The following is a 24,125-nucleotide window of genomic DNA, read 5'->3' as shown; positions in this document are numbered from 1 at the left end:
TAACAATTGAGCAAAAACAAAACGATTACTGAAATACTCTTATATAATCAATTTCCATAGAAGATTCCTGAAAATCAGGATCTATGTCTCCACCAAAGGTTCCTCCCATAGCCAAATTCATGATAAGGAAGAAATCTTTATTGTATGGAGAATCCGGGGTATTCTCATAAGTATGATAAACCTCACCATCTACAAGAAATACGATTCTTTCTGCAGACCATTCCATGGTATAGGTATGGAATTCTGACGATGGGTTTTCGATTGTTGTGGTTCCAGTATCGGCATCACCACCTGAAGCACCTGGATAGTGAAGGCTACCATGGATCACTCCGGGATCGTTCCCTTTGTGCTCCATGATATCGATCTCTCCTGTTGCGGGCCATCCCACTTCGTCGAAGTTATTTCCAAGCATCCAGATCGCCGGCCAGGTTCCTCCACCTTCAGGAAGTTTGGCTCTGGCTTCAACCCTTCCATAGGTGAATTCAAAATTATCCTTGGTAGTGATACGAGATGAAGTAAAATCGAATCCGCTTTCAGATTCTCTTTTCGCGGTGATCAAAAGATTCCCGTCAACTATTGATGTATTGTTCTCTGTATAATACTGAGCTTCCTGGTTTCCCCAACCATTGTCGCCGTTTCCAATTTCGTAGTTCCATACGCTGGTATCAAGAGATGTATCATCATCAAAAGTAGCTTCCCAGAGAAGATCATCAAATTCAGTCTGGAATTCTGCTCCTCCGTCACCATCGCCGGCTCCACTTCCGTCATCGGAAGTAAGGATGAACCACCAGTCGAATTCATTATTACCATCGGTAGTTCGAACGATTAGTTCTCCGGGAACCGATCTATCAAAAATATGGTACTGGTGATCTCCCCCTGTATAGTATCCTATGAATGCGGTACCTGAAAGGGCAATCGTCTCAACACCTCCAGGGGCGATAATAGCCCAATTAGCAGTGTAGTCCGAATATGGCAGGTTAAGAACATCTGCACCTTCAACGGTTCCTCCGCTGGATCCTAATTCATCAATAAGTCCAACCCTTCCGAATACAGTACCTGAATCGTCCTCGGTATTAATATTGGTGATGTGCGTGAAAGTTCCATCTTCGTTGAAGATATACCTGTCATCATACATTCCTGCAGTTGCCTTCTCGTTAGGTCCCGCACCATACCATTCAGCAAGTACCGATCCGCCAACTGGTCCAAGACCAAAATGACTTGGCGCCGAAGCTTTGATCCTCCATTCTTTAGAACCGTCTCCAACAAGTTTGTCAATAAGATCCTGTGGTGGTTCATATGCAACAAATACGTCTACGTTAACTGTAGTTGAGGTGGATGTTCCTCCTGGCCCATATGCAATTACCGGAATTGTATAGTTTCCAGAAGATGAAAAAGGCTTGCTAAATGAACCACTTGGAACTACTTCATCACCATCTGGCAAACCAAATTTATAGGTCATGGCTCCGGTTGCCGATGCAGTGAAGTTCACCATTCCACTACCATCGCCTCGTGGATTATCATCAGACTGCCCTACTACTTCTGCCGTAACGGTCAGGTTAGAAGGAGCATTGATCTCTCCGATATCATAATCCTCTTCGCAGGAAATAAATCCTGCCGAAAGAGTGATCATGAATAATAGTTTAAAAAATATGTTTTTCATTTTTATCGTTTTGTTCTAGTTATGGAAATAAATTTCATCTACATAGACGTTTGCACTTCCTGCCGGTACTGCAGAAAAGATGTACTGAGCAATATTTTCTCTATTTGCAAGTCCTTCAAACTGAGATAATGGGATATCCAGGCTCACCCATTCATTCTGGGCAAGATTCTCAAAGACAACTTCGTGCTCTGTATCATCTCCCCCGTCAAAAGCACCATCAGGTCCAAAGTCTACCAGTTTAACCCTGAATGTGGTAGCATTATCGGTATAAACATCTACATGGAAGTGAGTCATTCCTGTAATATCTACAGTATTCGCCACAGTTTCAATACCCACAAAATTCAGGTTTGAATAATGCTTGGTTAGTCTGCCGTCAAATTCAACTTCTTCATAATCTGCCGCAGACCAGCTTGTTCTCCAGGTATCAACTGTCACATCATCGCCAAATTCACTGAATAAAGAGATGTATGAAGTATCTCCTATTTTAATATCATCAAAATAGAAATCCTCTCCCTGACCTGTATTTCCAAAATCATAGAATACGATCACCCTGTCATAATCTATAGAGGCATCAAATGCTCCAAAAGTGCTAAGGTCGAAGCTTAGCTCTTCCCATTCTCCTGCCACAGTTGTAGATTGAAAAACTTCAGCAACAACCGAAGGGTTTCCGTTAGCATCAGGAGCTGAATCAGATTTTTCTAATTTGAATAAAATAGGAGTTCCCGCTCTTGGAGACCAAACTTTCATTTTTGCGGTAGTTCCGTTAGAGAAGTCTACAGGTTCTTCCAGGTTAAGTGAAATTCCTGCCCATGTTTGAGCTCCATCAGACTTGTTTAAAGTACTTACCATGGAACTGGTATTAATACCAGACATATCTGGATTATCAATTACAGAGCCAGTTGCTCCACCAAATCCACCCCACTCGTAGGTTGCATTTTCAGATTCAAAATCCAGAGGTAGTTTGATAGGTTCGAGGGTGGTCTGCCTAATATTATCGAAATAATAAGTTGAATCGTCTCCCGGAGTTCCAAAATCGAAGAACAATACAAGCTTCGCATAATCAATAGACATATCTGCCGCGGTCATATCGAATACGAGTGTTTCCCACTCGTTGCTAACCGTTGTATTTACGGCAGATTCAACAAAAAGATCGGCATTATCGATATTTTCGATTTTAAATATCACCGGAATTCCGGCCTTTGGAGACCATACATCAACAGCGATATATTTTTGTGACGAGAAATCTATAGCCTCATCCAGGTTAATGGTAGTTCCCGCCCATACTTCAGAACCAGCTGGTTTTGTATACTCAGCAACCTTATCACTTGTATTCACTCCTGTTGGATCGGGATTATCGATCACCAGATCAAAAAGGCCATCGCCACCTCCAAAGTTGTAGAAAGAGTAATCTTTAGTTGGAGATTCAAAGTCTACTGGCAGGAATAAAGGATCCCTTACCTGAATGGTTTGAGTAAGCTCTGTGGTAGCGGCACCACCACTAAGCGCAACAACTCTAACATCATAATCACCAACGGCATCGTAAGTATGAGAAACAGTTTCTCCAATCATCATTGGAGTTGGCTCTTCGTCCTCCACATCTCCAAAATACACATTGAACATCGCAGCGAAATCTGCAGTAGCCGAAACTGTGTAAGTATAGTTATCGTCTGCCGACTTCTGAATATCCACTTCCAGGTTTTCAGGAGCCCTGAATGAAACAGTCAGCGCCTGAGTTCCCTCAGCCGTTACCCCGTTAAGATTCTTACCCGTAACGACCACATCGTAATCACCTTCATCAAAAACGTGATCGATGGTTTGTCCAGGCTTAAGTTCCGCCGAAACTTCTGAACCATCACCAAAATCAACCACAAAAGTGTTGGCACTTTCTCCCTTAGGAGTTATGGTCACCAGTCCGGAATTATCCTGAGTGATCTGGAAGCTTGCTCCAAGATTGGAAGGCGCCGCCAGATTGCTCAAATCTACCATCTGGTCATCATCACTCTCACATCCTATGAAAAGGACGCTGAGAGTGATAAATAAAAATAGTTTTATAGTATTCTTCATAATGCTGTTTTTTTAATATCCAGGATTTTGTTCCCATAATCCGTTAGAGAATTCAAGTTCTTCCAGCGGGATCGGGAATAATTCGTTCTTTCCGGTTTGGAAACCTTCTATAGCCTCTGCTGCACGACCGGTTCTTACCAGGTCAAAGAACCTGTGACCCTCTCCAACCATTTCAAGTCTGCGCTCCTGAAAGATCAGCTCTGTTAATGTTGAACCGGTTGCATCAACATCATCAAGACCTGCACGGTTACGAACCATATTCAGGTAAGTACTGGCAAGTTCATCATTGATACCACCTCTGTTCAATGCCTCTGCTGCCATAAGCAGAACATCGGCATAACGAATGGCTCTGTAGTTATTAGGTTGAGTCAGGTTTGGATCACCGGCATTATCGTTTTTTCTTGGAAGATATTTACGGTTGAAATACCCGGTATGCTTGTAACCTTCAATATAGGTAGCTCCGGTCTCTTCAGCCCAGGCCTCGATATCCAGAATGGAATAATCTCTTCTTATATCGTCTTCGCTGAAAAGGTTGTACACTTCTTCAACTGGAACATTAAAACTATATCCTGATTCGAACAACGGCCCGGAATAGTTTCTAATTCCCTGGAATCCTACCGCAACGTTACCTTCACTACACTGAAGACATCCAAAACCAGCACCTTCTTCTCCGGTATACTGAATCTCAAAAACAGCCTCTGCACTGTTCTCTCCTACCTGCTCAAAAAGATTGGTATAATCTTCATCTCCCTGGGTTCCGTAAAGGTGATACTGCCCGCTATCGATAAGGTTTCTTAGCACCTCTGCTGCTTCCTGGAACTTATCCTGGTAAAGATAAGCCTTACCCAGTAAAGCCTGAGCAGAGCCTTTAGTAGCTCTTCCTACTTGCGGCGCGTTATAATCCATATTATCTATGGCGAACTGAAGGTCAGACTCTATTTGAGCATAAACCTCACTTACCGGGGCTCTTTGAACGGAATTCTCATCCCCCAGAACGAATCTCTCGTCTCCTTTGATCGGGATAGGACCAAACCATTTTACCAGTTCAAAAGTAAAATATGCTCTAAGAAATCTTGCTTCAGCAATAATCCTGTCCTTTCCTTCGAAGTCTGTTTTGTCCTTATTCTCCAGGATGTAGTTAGCACGCTGAACTCCGGCAAAGTTCCAGTCCCAAACATCGTCAAGATTATCGTTAACCTCGGTATGGGTCATTTCATCCACCTGCTGGAACCCGATAACATCGGTAGCACTCTCCCCACCACTAAGGGTATTATCAGAGGCTATTTCACCAAGAAGTACGTTTACATAAGTTGACTGAAGCACATCGTATGCACCAATAAGGGCATTGTAATATTCCTGTTCAGAATTGAAATAGTTTTCTGAATCTATGGTATACTCTTCTGTTTCCTCGAGGAAATTCTCGCTACAACCAACCAGCATCACCAGACCGAGGAAAAAGTATATCTTTTTAATAATTGAGATATTTTTCATAAACAATAATTTTAGAAGTTTAGGTTTAGACCAAACATATAAGTTCTTGGAACCGGGTAGAACCCGTAATCTATTCCTCCACCAATGGCTTCTCCTGTAGAAGCTGATGGGTCGTAACCTTTATAATCTGTAAATGTGTATAGATTATTAGCGGCAACATAAAGTCTTAATTTTTGAATGTTCAATTTGCTGATAAGACTTTCAGGTAAAGAATAACCTATCTGAGCATTCTGAATTCTTGCATAAGAAGCATCTTCAACATAGAAATCAGAGAAAACCCCGTTTGATGTTGCTCCGGTAGATACTCTAGGCACATAATTGCTGGTACCTTCACCTCTCCATCGCTCCAGATAATAAGCATGCCTGTTCACATTAGGCTGATTCCTCTCATAATTCCTCACCATTTCATTTCCTAATGAAGCATAAGTATAAGCCGTAAAGTCGAAGTTCTTGTAGTTAAAATTGAGATTTAGTCCCATGGTGAAATCAGGAATCGGATCACCAATATTGGTACGGTCGTCTGTATTGATTACTCCGTCACCGTTAATATCCACATATCTTATATCTCCTGGTGCAGCGGGAGCAGCCAGTGCTTCCTGAGAAGGATGAGCATCAACTTCTGCCTGGTTCTGGAAGATTCCATCGGTTCTGTATCCATAGAAATATCCTATAGGGAAACCTTCCTGCATTCTTGCCGGTGCTGGCTGACCAACACCAAACTGTCCTCCCGGAAGGAATTCAGTTCCGTTAACTTCGGTTACCTCATTTTCAAGATAAGTGAAGTTGTATCCGATATTTATTCTGAAGTCATCAGAGAATGTCTCCTTATAATTTATTGCGAATTCGGCACCCTGGTTTCTAGTAGTCCCCGCGTTGATCGTTGGGGTTCCTGCTCCGGGAGCCGCTCCACCAAAGATCCCTGATACAGGAATATCGGCGATAAGAAGATCATTCCTGTCTTCCCTGAACACATCGGCAGTAATGTCGATCCTGTTTTTCAATAATCTAAGGTCAAGACCAATATTGATCTTTTCGGCCTCTTCCCATCCCGCATTCGGGTTGGCTATCCTACCAAGGGCCACACCATTAACTAGCTGACCATCCAGAACATATGTAGCCTCTCCGGTTAGGGCCGATCTCCAGAACTGGGCCTGACCAACCTCATCATTACCAAGTATTCCGTAACTACCTCTTAACTTAAGGAAAGAGACAAAACCTGAATTGAACCAGCCTTCTTCAGAAATAATCCAACCTGCGGTGGCAGATGGAAAATAGCCCACACGGTTACCTGGACTGAATCTTGTGGAAGCGTCCCTTCTCAACATCCCTGAAACGAGATATTTACCTTTGAAATCATATTGTAACCTTCCAAAATAGGATAGTTTTCTTATATCATAAACATAACTATCGTTAGTTTTCCCATCCCTGGTTCCGGTTGTAAGACTGATGTCTGCAAAGTCCCATGAATTGTTAGGCACTCCAAAACCTGAAGCAAAGAGTCCGTCACCCCATTGTCTTATCACGGTCATACCGCCGGTTAGGGTAACATGATGATCCTCATTATATCTGTCTTCGTAAGTACCAAATAAATCGTAGGTATATGAGTTATCATTAATCCTGTTTTGATTTACCTGGCTTATAGAATTGTTGAATATCTTTCCTGAACCATAAACCTCGGGCCCTATTTCCGGAAAAAAGGTTTTGCCATCACTTTTAGCCAGATTGTAACCTATTCTTGAAGTAAAGGTGAGCTCTTCAACGGGAGTAAAGTTCAGACTGAAGTTTCCATTTAACTTATCAAGATTATAATCGTTGAATGTATTCTCGATCTGAGTTAACGGATTAACAACCTCGTTTCCAAGAGATCCGTTAAGATCCTGCTCATCAATACCAAAAGTAGGAGAAAAGTTCAGGGCATTAAACAATACTGAACCGAGACCATTTTCATTAATTGATCGTCTCGAAATGTTAGTATAGGTTGAATTAAGTTGGATGTTGAAATAGTCATTAAGATCAACTCCTAAACTTACTCTTGCAGTCCCTCTCTCAAATCCGGATTTTTCTCCACCTACAATACCATCCTGATCAAGGTAAGATCCGCCTACCGAATAGGTAACTCTCTCACCTCCTCCGGTAACACTAAGGTTATGGTTAAGAATTGGAGCTTCTTCGAAAACAGCATTTTGAAAGTCTGTTCCCTCACCCAGTCCGCTTACATCCGGATAAGGAATCTGCTGTCCGCCATTGGCATAGCTTTCATTTAAAAGAAGAGCATATTCGGTAGCGTTTAAAAGAGGTATCTCCCTTGACGCCTCCTGGAAACCATAATAGGTTTGATAGGTGATGTTAGGAGCCGTATTCTTTTTACCGCTTTTTGTAGTTACGAGTACCACCCCATTTGCTCCCGCAACCCCATAAATGGCAGCCTGGGCATCCTTAAGAATTGAAATGGACTCAATATCATTCGGGTTAAGGGTATTAAGATCACCCTGATAACCGTCAATAAGTACTAAAGGACCATTAACACTATTAGAGGCAATACCTCTAATATTAATATTGATCCCAGACCCTGGAGCACCAGAAGTTGGAGTAACATTAACCCCAGCTGCAGTACCTTGCAAAGCCTGTTCTACCTGGACAGGCTGTAAATCTTCAATGGTTTCATTTGAGACCAGAGAAACCGCTCCGGTAACATCTTTTTTCTGTTGTGTACCATACCCGATCACTACCACTTCTTCAAGTGCTTCCTGATCGGACTGAAGCACTACATTAATCGTTTGTTGATCGCTTACTGTTATTTCCCGGGTTTGAAAACCTACATAACTAAACTGAAGCACATCTCCCACAGAGATATTTTCAACCGTATAGTTTCCATCAAAATCTGTGGTCGTACCACGTGATTCTCCTTTTACAATTACGTTGACCCCCAGTAATGGCATGTTGTTCTCATCAGTCACATTACCACTAACCGAAAAGGTTTGCGCGTAACCGGCGAATAACCCGCTTAGAAATACAATCAAAAGACAGGTGAATTTCCTCATGTTTTTAGTTGTTAAATTTGTTTTTCCAATTTATTAACAGAAGATTAAGAAATATGGAAAGGCACCTTTACAAAAAATCTACATCCGGGAAATTGCCAATATTTTATGGTTGAAATTATTAATACCCCAATATAACAAGGCATTAATAGAGAAATTAATAATTTTTAGAAAGTCCATTGATTATAAGAACAATACACATTTTGTAGAGCTTATGTAGAGTTCTTGTAACACGATGTAAAGTTCTATAAAGCGAGAATATAATCGGTAAGGTTGGTCTCCCTGTCTAAATTCATTTTTTTACGCAATCGATATCGTTTAATTTCAACGCTTTTTACAGAAATATTTAGAAGTGGAGCGATCTCTTTAGAGGAAAGATTTAGGCGCAGGTAAGCGCACAATTTTAGATCGTTCGCAGTTAGGTCTGGATGTTGAGCTTTTATCTTTTTAAAGAAATCCTTATCGGCATTACTAAAGGCCTTTTTGAAGAATTTCCAGTTATCCTCTTCACTAATATCCTTATCTATGGTTTTAATTACCGACTTCACTTTCGGGGATTCCTCAGAATCTTTAAGTTTCTTTTTAATACTGGTTAAGAACTCATTCTTCTTGATTAAGCTCATTGTGGATACGGCCAGCTCCCGGCTTTTATTGGCCATATCCTGTTCTAATTTCTCATTCTTCAGTTTAATGATTTCCCTTTCAGCTTCAAGATTCTTCATTTTCAGAGCCCGTTCATTTTCGGCTGCAACTTTCTTGTGATGTCTTTTATACAGAAAGTGCACGGAAAAAATGATAAGTAGGAGCAATATGAAATACAGGGCGATGGCCAGATTGCTTAAATAATAAGGTCGCTCTATTCTAAAGCCATATGTAAGCGTTTCACTCACGGCATCCCCCATTTTAGCCCTTACTTCAAAAGTATAATCCCCAAAATCAAGATTCTTAAAGCTGGCAACGGGGTTAGCTTCCCATTTGCTCCATTTTGAACTGAAACCCATTAAGCGATAACTGTATACCGGGCTTAAATATTTCTCATGAACAGGGATACTGTAATGGAACGAAATGTTATTATGGTCATAATCAAACGACCCCGCATTATTAATTTCAACATTTTCCGGGGCCGAATCCAAACTGTTCACGGTCACTTCATGAAGCCTTATTTTATTAAGTTCCTTTTCCTCCAGTGGAAGGTCAAACTTTATATAACCGTTAGAAACTCCTAACAAATACTCTTTATCTTCTATTCTGGTAATATTCTCATAGCCTATTGCAATATTCCTGAAATCCTGATTTATATAGATAAACTCAAGGTTGTAATCCTGGCTAAGCTGGGCAGGTTCAATTGCAAAGACACCTTCATTGGAAAACCCCCAAATTTTAGGTTTATCCGTTTCATTTATCATTTTTCCAGATATCCGGTCTATTCCGGCAATTATTTCATTTAGCCGGTTCTCTTCACTAAACAGATCCCTTTCCTTATCGTACCGATAGATCTTTTTTCTTGAACTATAATAAAGCGTATCATGAAACCTGAAAATACTGGAGGTAATCCCCGATTCATCCTGAAATTTATAATTCTTTATTTCTACCGGCGGCAGGGAAAGCGAATCATCAAGCTTCATCTTAAAAACTCCCTTATGTTCATTGCTCACCCATACATACCCGTTCTCATCAATTTCTATGAACTTCGAGGAATGAGGGAATTCCTGAAGCATTGGCAGTTCCACAATCTCACCGGTTTCCTGCTTTAAAAAACTAATTCCGTTATAATGACCCTGAATATAAATACCTTCATCATATTCCTTTACCAGCCATGTTCCAAGCCTGTCACACAACTTAAGGGCTTTATCTCCTTCAATCAAAAAGGTCCCGCTATTGTGGCCACAGAATATATTTTCTCCAACTTTATCTATGAACCACACCTGTCCTTTGGTTCCTTCAATCAGCTGAAATTTTTCTTCATTCTTCTTTCTAAGGTAAAGCCCCTGATTGGTCGCAAGATAAAGGCTCCCCTCAATCTCATAAGATGAATAAACAGATCCTAAATCACCTTTATTATCCTGAAAAGATCTGAAAGGTGAATCAGGGTCTATCATACTTATTCCGTAATCCAGTCCCGCCCAGATATTGCCGGAATCATCAGAATAAAGATCCAGAACCGTATTATTAAAAAGCCCGTTTTCCTGGTTGAATGTATTTATGAGCTCTCCTTTTGAATTAATCTGAAGGATTCCACTACCCACGGTACCTAAAATTACTCCTCCTTCTGAAAGATTCAGTGCACATAGGATATTAGGATGACCTATTTCCTGACTAAGCTGGACATTGAACTGTTTTAGGTTCAGACCATCCCACTCATAAAATTCAGAATTTTCGGAAACAAAACACAGTTTATCATCCTGGGTATATAGATGCATTATCGCCAAATCATTCAACTGCTCATAAGGGATAATGAGTTTAGGAGATCCGTTATTAATATTATAAAGACCTTTACCTACTACTTGAAAAAAAAGCTCTTTATTAAGAAGGAACATTCCTGAAATAGGCCGGGCTGTTGGATTGTCCATTTTCGACACTTTGCCATTAGCAGGATCGTAAAGATAGACCCCACCAAAACTTCGAAAGGCTATAAGCCCGTCTAAGAATTCAATATCCCAGAATTGCTCTCCATCACTAATAAGATCAGAAAATTGAGATGAAAGACTGGTATAGTTAAGCTTTCCGAATATATCTCTTTCCCAGTATCCTGCTTCCATATAAGCCCCAGTGTAAATTCTTTCTCCAACAACTTTAACTGACCGAACTATAGTATTGTTGGGAACTGGGTATTGGTTCCAGCTCTCACCATTATATTCTAAAAGCCCGGTACTATTGGCAAAATAAAAGTTCTTGTTTCCGGCCTGAGAGACCATCCAGTTCTGATTTCCTGCTGAATATTGATTCGGCCCATAGTTCACCATAGGTGGTAATTCCTGAGCAAAGCTGCCGAAGCTTAAAAAAAGGAATATTATAAAGAATTTCTTACTCAAAAAGCAGCATAAATTTGTGAGGCGAAAGTTAGGCATCAATAGCAAATAAAGCCAAAATTTAGGAAGATTTCAGACTTGATTTTATTAGTAAAACTTTTAGGCTTGGGTGTTAAAGTATTATAAAGACTTATGCAATCCTAAGAATATTGGATTTTTTTGAAAGTTACTATCACATTTTATGGAGTAAAATTAAAATTCAAACAATCTGATCTTGTATGAACAGAATCAAAAAACTACTACACCACAATTTTTCATTCAGCACACTTCTTTTTTTACCCGTATGTTTGATGCTATCGGTATTTACTGTTCATGGACAGAACCCTACCCAGGCAAATAAAGAGGTGGTTCATTCGGTATATTTTACCGCAAATACCGGGATTAGAAGTGATGAAAATAATCAACAGCTTTTAAATCAGATAGTCGAAGCTTCAAAAAAAGAGGATTCATCGAGCCTTGTGATCATCGGTAATCTTGTACCTGAAAAAGGTTACCCAAACAAAGATAATGGTCGTGAACAAACCGAATCTTACCTGAAGGATAATCTTTTATCTCATATTAAGGATTTTAAGGGAAGGATAATTTTCACTCCTGGTGTGAACGAATGGAAAGAAGATGCTCCAGACAATATTGATGATCTTGAATCTTTCCTGCAGGATAACAGCAATGGAAAATTCTGGCCTAATGACGGCTGCCCTATCGAAGGGGAGGACCTGTCTGACGATGTTTATCTCATAATGGTAGATTCTCAATGGTATATAGAAGACTGGGATGACCATCCATACATTAATAATAAATGTGATCTGAAGACCCGTGCACAGTTCAGAGAGGAGTTTGACGATGAACTTGAGGATAACCAGAACAAAACTATCCTGGTAGCTGTTCACCATCCGGTATTGACACAGACAAAGCTTGGCTTCTTCGAAAAAATTATTGGTGCCAGGACCCAGTCGGTTAGAAATCCACAGCTTCAGGAACTTATGGGAACTTTGGAAACGCTGGCAAGCCAGTATACCGATGTGATTTTCCTTTCTGGTAATGACAGAAATCTGCAGTTTGTTCAGGATGATGGTAATGAACAGATCATCGCGGGGGTGACAGAAGATTTCGAAAAGGCCCGGCCTGAAGAGGACGAGGGACATTTCGCGGCCTATGAGCTGGGATACGGAAAAATGAATATTTTTAAGGATGGCAGTTCAAATGTTGAAATATTCAAGGTAACCCCTGCAGGCCCGCTACAGATATTCACAACACAGATATCAAGGGAGCGTCCCAAACTTGAAGATGTAAGCTGGCCCGAACAAAAAATGGGCCCCACAGCCATCTCCTCGATCTATACTGAAGAGGAAACCGATAAAGACTGGCTTTACCGTTCTATCTGGGGTGAACATTACAGGCCGCTTTACAGCAAAAAATTTGAATTTCCCGTACTCTACCTGGATACGGTAAAAGGAGGGCTAAAGGTTCTTGGTGCAGGAGGTGGCCACCAGTCAAGAACCCTTGATTTCAAGGATGAAGACGACCATGAATATACCTTAAGGGCCCTTAAGAAAAGTGCTATAAGATTTTTACAAAGTACCGTGGTTACCACACATTATATAGAAGACCTGCTGGATAATACGGTGGCCGAGCGATATGTAAAAGATTTCTATACTACCGCTTTCCCTTATGGAACTTTTCCGGCTGGAAGACTTATGGACGCCGTGGATATATATCACCCCAATTCAGAGCTATATTATGTTCCTAAACAGGAAGCCCTTGGCATTCATAACCTGGAACATGGTGGTGAGCTTTATATGTTCGAGGCCCATGTAGGCGGCGAGAATAAGGATCTGGAAATTTTCGGAAATGCGGATGATATACTCAATACTGCCGATCTCTTTCTTGAGATCAGGGAAACCAAAGATGTTTATGTAGACGAAGACATGTTCATCAGGGCAAGGTTACTCGACATGCTTATGGGGGACTGGGACAGGCATAGCGGCCAGTACGAATGGGCCGAATTTGAACAGGAAAACGGGAAGAAAAAATATGTTCCCATCGCGAAAGACCGGGACCAGGTTTTTTCAAAGTATGACGGGCTCGCACTTGCGTTCCTGAAATTAGGTTTTCCACAATTCAGGGCCATGCAGACTTATGATGAAATGATTGATCGTCCAAAATGGTTCAATATCGCCGGTTATCCCATGGATAAGGCTTTCATTAGAAATGCTGACTGGGAAGACTGGAAAGAACAGGCCAATTATCTTCAGGAGAATATTACCGATGAAGTTATAGAAGAAGCTTTTGCGGTATTACCAGAAGGTCTAGAGAACGATGCTTATGTGGCTGAAATCAAGTCTAAATTAAAGGCCAGAAGAGGCAATATGGAAAGGATCGCGCGAGATTATTATGAACACCTGGAGGAGTTTGACGTGTTTATTGGTACCGACGAAGATGATAATTTCCTTATTACCCGAAAACCTAATGGAATTACTACAATACAATTGAATGGAGAAGATGACGAGCTACTCGCCGAAAAAACATATAATTCTGATATAACCCGTGAGGTATGGGTTTATGGACTTGACGGGGATGATGAGTTCAGGATAGAGGGAGATGGTAATTCCCTTGTTCCTTTAAAGATTCTGGGAGGTGAGGAAAACGACATCTATGATTTTCAGAATAAAAGAAGAGCCAAGCTTTACGATTATAAAAGCAAGAAAAATACCATTAAAACTCCAGGAGCTCGTAAGATGCTGGTAGATTCATACGACATTAACAACTATGACCCGGTAAAGAAAAAGATCAGGCAATATACATTTATGCCAAGTGCTAATTTTAATTCAGACCAGGGTTTTAGCCTTGGTGTTAAGAATACTTACACTATAAAAGGCCTTGTGAGAAATCCATTCACAGCACAGCACAACCTTACTTCACGTTATTATTTCGCTACCAAAGGTTTTGACATTGGATATTATGGGGAGTTTGCCCATATCTTCTATAACTGGAATCTTGGCCTGGACGCTTACTATTCCAATCCGAAATTCGTGATCAATTACTTCGGAACCGGAAACGACACGGAATATGATCCCGATGAAAACTCGAAAGATTATAACCGGGTAAGAATAGAGCAATGGCGTTTTGCACCTTCCCTGATCTATCGTAAAAATGACATGGTAAGCTTCACTTTTAAGCCAATGGTAGAGTCATTTAAGATCGCCTATGATGAAGACAGGTATATAACCGAAGTGTTTTCACCTGAAAATGATGTTTTTGAAAGCCAGGTATATGCCGGAGGAGAGGTGAACTACAATTATTATAACAAGAACAACCCGGCCTTTCCAAGCCAGGGAATGGAACTTGACCTTACCGCAGGTTACAGGTCTAATATTGATGGCGGGATCAATAAATTTGGATATGTAAACCCCATATTAAGTATAGATTACCCTCTACATCCAAGCGGTCTGGCGGCCATAGCTACCAAAGTTGGGGGTGCTGCGATCATTGGAGATAATTATGAGTTCTATCATGGAGCCACCCTTGGAGGCGGTGATAAAAATAGCCTTAGGGCCTATCGGAATGAAAGATTTAACGGTAAATACGCGTTTTTCCAGAATATCGATATCAGGTCAGGGATCGTAAGGTTTAAAACCAATTTTATCCCTATGGCTATTGGCCTTAGTGCTGGTTTTGATTATGGTAGGGTATGGGAAGAAAATGATAATTCAGATCAGTGGCATACAGATTACGGAGGATCTATATTCATAAATACTTTCCGTGCTTTTACAGGAAATCTTGGATATTATGTAGGAGATGAAGGCGGACGTCTAAACTTCACCTTTAACTTCGAGTTCTAATAAGGTTAGCTTAATGCTGGTAACCGGTCTCGCTGATAACCCCAACCAGACCGGTTAATTTTTTTAGTACAAAATCAGGCTCAGAGGCTAAAGGATACAGTTTCTTTCCGGGTCTTTCCACAAAAGCCGTTTTCATGCCCACCTCCTGAGCTCCGGCAATATCCCATCCATGTGCTGCCACCATCATGGCGTCAGAGGCTGAACAATTCAATTCTTTAAGAGCGTATTTATAAGCATCCGGATGCGGTTTATATTTTTTACAGGCTTCCACGCTTAGGATCCTGGAAAAGAAATGATCAATTTCTGCAAATTCCAACTGATCCTGAAGCACATCAGGTTTTCCGTTACTGAAAGCAACCAGTTCAGCACCTTCAGGCTTAAGCTTTCTTAAGGCGGGAACCACATCTTTATATGGTTTAAGTGCACTTACAGGACTCAGGATATCCTTAATTTGTGATTCTGTAAAAGCGAGGTCATATTTTTCAGCACTCATTTTGAATACCGCAGCGGCGATTTCACTAAAATCACTATAGGTTCCTTTTACGGTTTCTACTAACGAATAATGAAGTAGTTGAGCAAACCAGGTCTCCGAGGCCTGCTCGTTCTTTAAAGCTGAATTGATACTCTTCTTCAGTGGACTCAGATCCAGCAAAGTCTCATTGACATCAAAAATTATAACTCCCGGTCTCTTCATTGTTCTAAGATAAAAAAAGCCGGACTAAGCCGGCTTTTAGATTTTCTGCTTAAAATAAATTAATTCTTCCAGTCATCGGCATATTCGAATTTCTGTCCTCCAACAGAAACTTCTACCATAGCACCCGCCTTAGGCATGGTTGCTACAGCTACACCATCTTTAAACCGAATGCTTTTAGCCTCACCTTCTTCAATTACCACGGCAGAAACACTACCGCTGAGTTCATAATCGCCAGATTTGAATTCATCAAGCGCTTCTTTGGTCTTGAAAAGCATCACCTGACGAAAAGCCTGTCCGCCTATCTGCAGACCGATATCTACCTGCCTGAGTTCTGCAAATCCAATTAGTTTGCCCTTTTCGTAAACTACTCCGTTTCCGGCAGCACCTCCAAGTATATAGGCACCTTTTCCCACATTAGGAAAAATAGCATAGCCATAAGCCGAATCAAACAAGCTGGCTAATTCCTTATTATTCTTTTTGAAGGCTTTTTCAGCAGACTCTGCATCACTGATAAGTTTATCACGTTTATCAGAATCTATAATCTCATTTTCTTCCTTTTCATCCCAGTCATCATCATCGGTCTGTGCTATAATTCCACCCGAGAACAATAGCATTAAAATAAATAAGGAAATCAATCCATTTTTAGGTTTCATAATAATCTGTTTTTTGGTCAAATTCTATTTGAATTTAGCTAAAACACCGTGCTATAAATGTTAATCAGGTGTTATTTCACAGCTTCTTAGCATTATGGACGTTATTTGTTAAAAAACTGATTATTAGAATTTTAACAAATAGTTCCAGAGTTTTTGTAACTTATATTGGTTTTATGTACTCCAATGTATAAACGGGAGTCTTATATATAAATGGGAATCCCAAGATTAAAATCCCGCTCCATTAACAAATCTAGTAATGCTCTTTCTATTTAATGTTATTTGGTGGTCACCCCCTGTTAATAAACCATTAAACATTCTTGAATTATGGAGACAAAAAACTATTGTTGGAAAATTTATTTAGTGACCCGTACTGCTTTAAAGAAGACCATCAATACAGGACATATCCTGGTTGGTATTTTCATCTTAGGAGGTCTGATGCTTTATAGCTGCCAAAGCGACATAGAAAGGAACCTGGAGAATATGAAATCTGCCGACGCACAAACCAAAGCAGCTGTTAATATAAAATCAATCGATATGGAGCTGGTGGCAGAAGGTCTGGTTTCTCCTCTTGGTTTGGTGGAAGCCAATGATGAAACCGGGAACCTGTTCGTTATCGACCAAATTGGAAAAATCTGGGTGATCGCGAACGGCACAATGCAGGAAGAACCCTTCCTCGATGTTACCGATAGAATGGTAAGCCTTAATCCCGGATATGATGAACGTGGATTACTAGGTCTTGCTTTTCATCCAGATTATGCCACGAACGGACGCTTTTTTGTGTACTATACCGCACCACCAAACCCGGGCGGACCTGAACCCGACGCTAGCTGGAATAATATAAGCAGGATATCAGAGTTTAGTGTTTCTTCAGATCCTGCCAAAGCCAACGCCGCCTCGGAAAAGATCATTCTGGAAGTTGATCAGCCTCAGGGGAACCATGAAGGAGGAACAATTGCCTTTGGCCCAGATGGGTATTTATACATTTCCATTGGAGATGGAGGTGCAGCACATGATGTAGCGCCCGGCCATGTTGAAGACTGGTACGACGTGAACGAAGGAGGAAACGGACAGGATATAGAATCAAATCTACTGGGCAATATTCTGAGAATAGATATTAATAGTGGAACTCCCTATGGAATTCCGGCCGATAATCCTTTTGTGGACAAACCAGGTCTGGATGAAATTTATGCCTACGGATTCCGTAATCCGTTTCGTTTTTCATTTGATATGAGCGGTTCAAGAAAACTTTTTGTGGGTGATGCAGGACAACATTTATGGGAAGAAATTAGTGTTGTTGAAAAAGGAGGAAATTATGGCTGGAACGTCAAGGAGGGTACACATTGTTTTAATGCAGCAGATGCCCATGAAGTATTGCCTTCCTGTCCAGATGTTGATGTGTACGGAAACAAACTTCAGGATCCGGTTATAGAGATGGCTAATTCGGCAAATCCTGATGGGGGTAGAACTGTTACAATAATTGGAGGTAACGTATATCGGGGAAATGATATTCCAGGATTACAGGGTAAATATATATTTGGTTCTTTCTCCAGTGATTTTGCACCTACAGGAGAAATATTTGCTGCTAATCCTGCTGGCCCTGGACTATGGCCTTTTTACGAAATAGAACTGGAAAGCAGCCCTGATAATATTGGTTATTACCTAAAAGGTTTTGGGCAGGACATGGAAGGTGAGATATATTTAACTGTCTCATCTCAGCTCGGACCGCAGGGAGAAACAGGAAAAATCTTTAAGCTGATTTGGGCAAAAAAACAGGAAAGTCTTTAGGTCCGCATTGGAGATTTCAGCACAAGGCTGGTATGTTCCTGTTTCCATACCGGCTTGTGTTATTGCTCATATTTAAATTTAGGTTAGATGATAGACATAAAAAAATTTGAAAAAATACCGGACTCTGAGATCACTTCGCGAGTGCTTTCAGGAGATACGGCTATGTATGAAATAATTATTAGAAGGTACAATCCTTATTTATTTAAAATTGGAAGAAGCTATGGGTTTAATCAGCCAGATACCGAAGATCTTATGCAGGAAACTTTCATCAATGCCTATACAAATCTGAATAATTTTGAACATCGCTCTTCGCTCAAAACCTGGATGGTTCGAATAATGCTAAATAACTGTTATCATAAAAAACGAAAATTCAGTTATAAGAACGAGTTTCCATCAGATTCTATAGAGAATAGTGGTGAGTCTCCCATGTTTAATCAAAAGCCTTCAAACACTTCTAAAACCGTCATGAATAATGAACTGCGACATATTCTTGAGAATGCGATACTTCAGATTCCCGAAAACTATCGCATGGTTTTTACACTTAGAGAACTCAATGCAATGAGCACAAAAGAAACTGCGCATGCACTTGATATTTCAGAGTCTAATGTCAAAGTGCGACTGAAAAGGGCAAAATCCATGTTACAGACCGAAATAAAGAAAATGTATTCTCCCGAAGAGATCTTTGAATTCAATTTGATCTACTGCAACCGGATAGTGGAGAATGTATTCAACAGACTGCCTCAAAAAAGCAAATCTGCAGCCTTTTCAAATCTTATTAACCTTAAAAAATGGTTATTAGGATTTATGAATGGAAGAGCCTAACCCACAAAAATCAGTATTAATTCAAAACTTTAATCATGGACAGAAAATCGTTTATCAAAAAGACCTCAACAGGACTTATTATAGGAATTCCATTACTTTCATTAACCGCATGTTCAGGGTCTGATGATGGTGGTGGTAACCCTAATCCGAACCCTGACCCTGATCCGGATCCCAGTGCAGATTGTCTGGAGAATGGAACAAACACTTCAATTTCTGCCAATCATGGCCATAGTCTTACAGTTTCAAAGGAAGATGTGGATGCCGCAGAAGAAAAGACCTATACGCTGAGCCAGGCCTCAACAGATCAGCATATACACGAAGTGACTATCACACCGGACCAGTTCAATTCACTTAAGAATAATAATCAGATTACGGCAACCTCAACATCTGATGGAGGCCATAATCATAGTGTAACTGTTTCCTGTGCCTAAGCTATATTCTTTTTATAAAGCCAGGAAGAATAAAATTAGAGAGATTTTCGAGAGCACTAGTAAGGTGTAGGTGGATTGCTTTGCCATGTTGTAAAGGAGGCTTCCTGACTACTACCGTATGATGATTGCATGCCTGATCGGGAGGTTAAGAGAAACACAACCAAGGCAATTACGAGAATAAGAAGGACCTTAAATAATGAACTAAAAAGGTTAATCCTTTCAAAAATTCTGATCTGGGGCGACAGTACTTTCATATTGGATGTTTTATACAGTAAACTTTTACTGCCAATGTTGAATCCATGACTATTAAGTAGGGTCAAAATTTATAATTGGAAGTTAACCATAGTTAAGCCTTAAAAATGAGTCAGTTATCAATAGTTTTCAACCGATATATTAACAACTAGAAAAGAAAGTAGGAGCCTACTTACACTGTTATTTGAAAATGATATATGCTGATCAGAATTTATCCATTAGGCAGGCATCATTATAAGATCTATACTTTAGGTTCAATGCGTGTTTTTCATTTGAATATTCATTGAACAGAAATTAAAAATAAATTGATTGCCTGTGAAAATTTAGCTAGGTTTGTAAAACATAATGCACGGGGTGCCAACTCTTAACGTGGCTGAGAATACACCCGAAACCTGATTTGGATAATGCCAACGTAGGGATGCAGCCTAGAGATCTATTTTTATGCTTCATTTCGGTTGGTTATCCAACAAAATGAAGTTTTGTTTTTTAAAGCAATGTATATGAAAATAGAATCATCTAAAAAAGGCCTTATTCCTCAAAGTCAGCAGAACTGGCAGAACCGCCCGGAATGGTTTTTTAATCGTGAACATACCGATACTTATGAACAATGGTATGAGGGACGATACAAACGTGCCGAGGTCTGGCAGAAAAAGGTAATGGAAGACCTCGTTTCTGCCGACTCCAGGGTAGAAACCCTCCTCGAGTTTGGCTGTGGCACAACAAGGTTTACACGCTGGTGGAAGGAGATAGGAATCGAAGCTACCGGCGGGGACATTTCACCGCTGATGCTTTCACAGGCAATTCATCTTTTTGATGGAGACCTGGTGATGGCAGATTCCCACCATATGCCATTCAAGGATCATACTTTTGATTCACTCGCTTTTATTACCACTTTTGAATATTATAAAGACCCGGTGAAGGTGATCCGGGAAGCCGCTAGAGTTGGTAAATATGGGATTGCGATGGGGATGATGAACCGAAATTCTCCTAAAGTAGTTCGAAGAAGGATACAGGAAATCTTTGGAAAAAACCCTTTTTACCTCACGGCCACCTTCTACACACCCGAAAAGCTTACCGCTATCATTCATGAAGCACTTAAGGGAAGAGAATATACAATAAGATGGAAATGTACCGGCCTGCCCAAATGGTTCCCGGTACAGCAATGGAATTTACCATTCGGTGATTTCTTCGGATTATACATTCAATTTAATGATGTAGAATAATGAGCGAAACTTTGGGTAAAATAGACCGGAATCTGGTAGAGGATTTTATTAAGGAAAAATCAGGCTCGCAAAGGGAAGACGTTTTGGTGGGCCCCGGCTTTGGAGTAGATGTGTCTTTGATCGACATTCCCGGGAATATGGCAATGGCCATGACCAGCGACCCTCTTTCATTGATCCCAACCTTAGGCTTAAAAGAATCTGCCTGGCTTTCGGTACAGCTAATGGCAAATGATATGGCCACCACTGGTTTCGCACCGATGTTCGGGCAGTTTGTACTCAACCTTCCGGCAAGCTTCTCCAAAAAGGATTTTCAAACCTACTGGGATCATATTCATCATTTTTGTGAGAAAATAGGAATGGCTATAACCGGTGGGCATACGGGCTTCATTGAAGGGCAGAATTCCACTATTGCCGGGGGAGGAACTTTTACAACTATTGCTCCCAAAGACAAGATCAAAGTTTCAAAATACGCCCAAAAAGGTGACTCTATTCTGGTGACAAAATCCTGTGCTATCTCATCTTCCGCGATCCTGGCAATGAGTTTCCCTGAAACGGTAAAGAACAGAGCCGGAGCGGAAACCTATCACAGAACATGTGAGACCTTCTATGACACAAGTTCTTTAAAAGAAGCCCTGACGGTTATGGAAACTAGTGCTAAAAATATCACCGGGATGCATGATGTAACCGAAGGAGGAGTGCTAGGGGCCATTTATGAAATGGCGGTGGCTTCAGGGAATGGAGCGATAGTGAATAATGAAAAGATTCCCATCGGCCACCTTCAAAAAGCGGTATGTGACATTTTCTCTTTGGACCCCAGGTATTGTATAGGTGCCGGATCAATGATCATTTCCTGTAAGCCCGGCAGTGATAAGGAGATTATTGAAAGCCTGAAATATCAAGGTATCCAATGTTCTAAGGTAGGTGAATTTACAGATGCCGACAGTGGAATTCAGCTAACACAGAAGGATGAGATAAGCAAAATGAAATATTATGAAACTGACCCTTACTGGGCAGCTTTTTTCAAAGCCCTGAATGCAGGATGGAAATAAAGAACAGAATACAAAAAGGAATCTACCTTGTGGTAGACCCGTCTATGGACGAAACCATTCTTTTAAAAAGAATAGAACAGGCACTGCATGAAAAAATAGTGGCATTACAGATCTGGGATAATTTTCAGGAGGAACAAAAGATCATTCCCCTAATAGATAAAATATGTGAGTTATGCCATTCCAAAGAAGTTCCGGTATTCATTAATAATCAATGGGAGCTGTTGGGAGAAGCTGCGCTTGACGGAGTACACTTCGATGAAATTCCTGAAGACATCAAAAAAATAAGACGAAAAATCGGAAAACAGTTTTTGAGTGGTTTAACCTGCAATAACGACTTAAGCTGGGTTAGCTGGGCAGAAAAGAACCGCTTCGATTATATCTCTTTTTGTTCAATATTTCCCTCTTCCACCAGTAACAGTTGTGAACTGGTAGATTTCGAAACCATAAAAAAAACTAAAGAAAAAAGCTCTTTACCGGTATTTCTTGCGGGCGGAATAAACCCAGACAATATAAAAGAACTTAACGAACTGGATTTTGAAGGAGTGGCTGTAGTATCAGGTATCATGAATACTGACAGACCGCAGAAAGCTATTCAGAATTATTTGAAAAAACTAAACCTATAAGAGATGAAACCAAAGACCATAGAAAAACTTTGTTGTCCTTTTGACAAGGCCGATATAGAACTGACAGTTATCACCAAGGATATAGATGGAAATATTATCGAAGGCTTTTTAACCTGCGGGGAATGTAAAAGGATCTACCCTATAATTAAAGGGATTCCTATTATGAATCCTGACGAGTACAGGGAACTTGAACTCGAAAAGCCCCTCCTGGATCGGTGGGAAAAACACTTAAAAGGAAAATCTGTTGAGAATTTCCGACTTACTGCCATAAAGGAATCCTAAAATTATCCCTGAATTAATTTTAAAAGCAGGAAGGTCATTTTAATCAATAAACTTCCTGCTTAAGAATAATTTTTTTAATTTTAAGTTCTGATTTTCAATGTTTTAACTCCAATACTACTATTCAACTTTTCTGATACCTGGAGCTATGGATTTAAGTAAGGCTGAAACTCCCCCCTTTTAATAACTTAAATCTTAAACTCATGAGAAATTTAATTTTTGCCGGATTGATCCTTTGCATGGTTCTATCCAACCTCTCCTGTTCCTCTGAAAGTCCAGCAGATACAGTTGAGAATTTCAATCTTAGCATCGCAAATTCCCACAATGACTGGGAGATCACTATTAATGAAACCGACCTCTATCCAGAAGGCATCGAATACGATATTAGGAATAACCGCTTTCTAATTTCTTCAATCACAAGAGGTGACATTGGCCAGGTAATTAACGGGGAATATTCGGTATTCATTAGCGATGAAAACCTTGTTTCTACCCTGGGTATTCATATAGATCATACTACAAAAAGGCTGTTGGTTACAAATACAAATATTGACGGAAGTTTTGCAGAACTGGTAGTTTATAATCTTACCGGAGAAAATATATTCTATGCCGATCTTGGTGGACTTTCAGAAGGAGGACACCTAGTAAATGATGTGACAACCGATAACCATGGGAATGCTTACGTAACCGATAGTTATGCCGGTATCATTTATAAAGTTGATCCTGCCGGAAATGCGTCTATCTTTTTTGAAGACCCAGATCTGGCTCCCATCCCCGGAAATTTCGGCCTTAATGGAATTGACTATGACCCCAGAGGGTTTCTACTGGTAAGTCATATTCAGAACAATACCATCCTGAAATTTCCAATCGATGATCCGGGAGATTATTCCCTGGTAGAAATACCGATCCCGCTTTTTAGTCCAGATGGAATATATTTAGACAATCCTAACGAACTCATTGTAGTAAGCAATGATTTTGGAGGGGAAAAGGCAAGGGTACAGATCTTCGGAACAAGAGATAGCTGGGAAACCGCATATGTAAAAAGTGAATTTCCTGTTCCTGGGGATTTCCTAACCACTGTAACCGTAAAAAGAAATATTGCATATGTACTCTCAGCTAATCTTGACATACTTTTGAGCGGAGGTTCAACAGATGAATTCAAAATTCTTAGAGTAGACTAAATATGTTTGCTTTAG

Annotated in this window: 16 protein-coding genes and 1 riboswitch; of the genes, 9 read left to right on the top strand and 7 right to left on the bottom strand. The window is 40.4% G+C overall.

Annotation, left to right across the window (positions count from 1 at the left end; genetic code table 11):
- Positions 1-25: 25 nt before the first annotated feature.
- From NE848_RS10585 to NE848_RS10565, 5 genes are all read right to left on the bottom strand, one after another.
- Complete coding sequence (locus tag NE848_RS10585; RefSeq protein WP_252113291.1) at positions 26-1,660, bottom strand: glycoside hydrolase family 16 protein; 1,635 nt, start codon at positions 1,658-1,660, stop codon at positions 26-28.
- Between the two features lie 15 nt (positions 1,661-1,675).
- Positions 1,676-3,724 carry a hypothetical protein gene (locus tag NE848_RS10580; RefSeq protein WP_252113289.1) on the bottom strand — a complete coding sequence of 683 codons (2,049 nt, stop codon included), beginning with the start codon at positions 3,722-3,724 and terminating at the stop codon, positions 1,676-1,678.
- Between the two features lie 12 nt (positions 3,725-3,736).
- Positions 3,737-5,215 (bottom strand): RagB/SusD family nutrient uptake outer membrane protein, encoded by a 1,479-nt coding sequence (locus NE848_RS10575; protein ID WP_252113287.1) that lies wholly within the window; start codon positions 5,213-5,215, stop codon positions 3,737-3,739.
- An 11-nt stretch (positions 5,216-5,226) separates the two neighbouring features.
- Positions 5,227-8,256 carry a SusC/RagA family TonB-linked outer membrane protein gene (locus NE848_RS10570; protein WP_252113285.1) on the bottom strand — a complete coding sequence of 1,010 codons (3,030 nt, stop codon included), beginning with the start codon at positions 8,254-8,256 and terminating at the stop codon, positions 5,227-5,229.
- A 242-nt stretch (positions 8,257-8,498) separates the two neighbouring features.
- On the bottom strand, positions 8,499-11,285 hold the full coding sequence (locus tag NE848_RS10565) for a helix-turn-helix and ligand-binding sensor domain-containing protein (protein ID WP_252113283.1): 2,787 nt from the start codon (positions 11,283-11,285) through the stop codon (positions 8,499-8,501).
- A 215-nt stretch (positions 11,286-11,500) separates the two neighbouring features.
- On the opposite strand from NE848_RS10565, the gene NE848_RS10560 reads away from it, so the two are divergent.
- On the top strand, positions 11,501-15,121 hold the full coding sequence (locus NE848_RS10560) for a BamA/TamA family outer membrane protein (protein ID WP_252113281.1): 3,621 nt from the start codon (positions 11,501-11,503) through the stop codon (positions 15,119-15,121).
- A 10-nt stretch (positions 15,122-15,131) separates the two neighbouring features.
- Here NE848_RS10560 and NE848_RS10555 read toward each other — a convergent pair whose 3' ends face one another.
- Positions 15,132-15,815, bottom strand: coding sequence for a haloacid dehalogenase type II (locus NE848_RS10555; protein WP_252113279.1), 684 nt, complete (start codon positions 15,813-15,815; stop codon positions 15,132-15,134).
- A 59-nt stretch (positions 15,816-15,874) separates the two neighbouring features.
- On the bottom strand, positions 15,875-16,468 hold the full coding sequence (locus NE848_RS10550; RefSeq protein ID WP_252113277.1) for a lipid-binding SYLF domain-containing protein: 594 nt from the start codon (positions 16,466-16,468) through the stop codon (positions 15,875-15,877).
- Between the two features lie 360 nt (positions 16,469-16,828).
- Here NE848_RS10550 and NE848_RS10545 point away from each other — a divergent pair, with 360 nt between their 5' ends.
- From NE848_RS10545 to NE848_RS10510, 8 genes are all read left to right on the top strand, one after another.
- Positions 16,829-18,253 (top strand): PQQ-dependent sugar dehydrogenase, encoded by a 1,425-nt coding sequence (locus tag NE848_RS10545; protein ID WP_252113275.1) that lies wholly within the window; start codon positions 16,829-16,831, stop codon positions 18,251-18,253.
- Positions 18,254-18,340: 87 nt separating this feature from the next.
- Positions 18,341-19,075: a sigma-70 family RNA polymerase sigma factor gene (locus NE848_RS10540; protein ID WP_252113273.1), complete on the top strand. Its 735-nt coding sequence runs from the start codon at positions 18,341-18,343 to the stop codon at positions 19,073-19,075.
- Between the two features lie 35 nt (positions 19,076-19,110).
- Entirely contained in the window at positions 19,111-19,506 is a 396-nt protein-coding gene (locus NE848_RS10535) for a hypothetical protein (protein WP_252113271.1), read from the top strand.
- A 592-nt stretch (positions 19,507-20,098) separates the two neighbouring features.
- Positions 20,099-20,194, top strand: a riboswitch (TPP riboswitch).
- A gap of 64 nt (positions 20,195-20,258) precedes the next feature.
- Entirely contained in the window at positions 20,259-20,981 is a 723-nt protein-coding gene (locus NE848_RS10530) for a class I SAM-dependent methyltransferase (protein WP_252113269.1), read from the top strand.
- A complete protein-coding gene (locus tag NE848_RS10525) occupies positions 20,981-22,030 on the top strand; it encodes an AIR synthase-related protein (RefSeq protein ID WP_252113267.1) in 1,050 nt (349 codons plus the stop codon). The genes NE848_RS10530 and NE848_RS10525 overlap by 1 nt, the downstream gene beginning before the upstream one ends.
- Positions 22,021-22,653, top strand: a complete 633-nt coding sequence (locus tag NE848_RS10520) for a thiamine phosphate synthase (RefSeq protein ID WP_252113264.1) — start codon at positions 22,021-22,023, stop codon at positions 22,651-22,653. The genes NE848_RS10525 and NE848_RS10520 overlap by 10 nt, the downstream gene beginning before the upstream one ends.
- Positions 22,654-22,656: 3 nt before the next feature.
- Positions 22,657-22,935, top strand: coding sequence for a Trm112 family protein (locus NE848_RS10515; RefSeq protein ID WP_252113262.1), 279 nt, complete (start codon positions 22,657-22,659; stop codon positions 22,933-22,935).
- 200 nt (positions 22,936-23,135) lie between these two features.
- Entirely contained in the window at positions 23,136-24,110 is a 975-nt protein-coding gene (locus tag NE848_RS10510) for a hypothetical protein (protein ID WP_252113261.1), read from the top strand.
- Positions 24,111-24,125: the final 15 nt, after the last annotated feature.

Origin of the sequence: Gramella jeungdoensis (assembly GCF_023805255.1) — a bacterium.
GTDB lineage: Bacteria > Bacteroidota > Bacteroidia > Flavobacteriales > Flavobacteriaceae > Christiangramia > Christiangramia jeungdoensis.
This window is presented reverse-complemented; position numbering and strand designations above follow the sequence as displayed.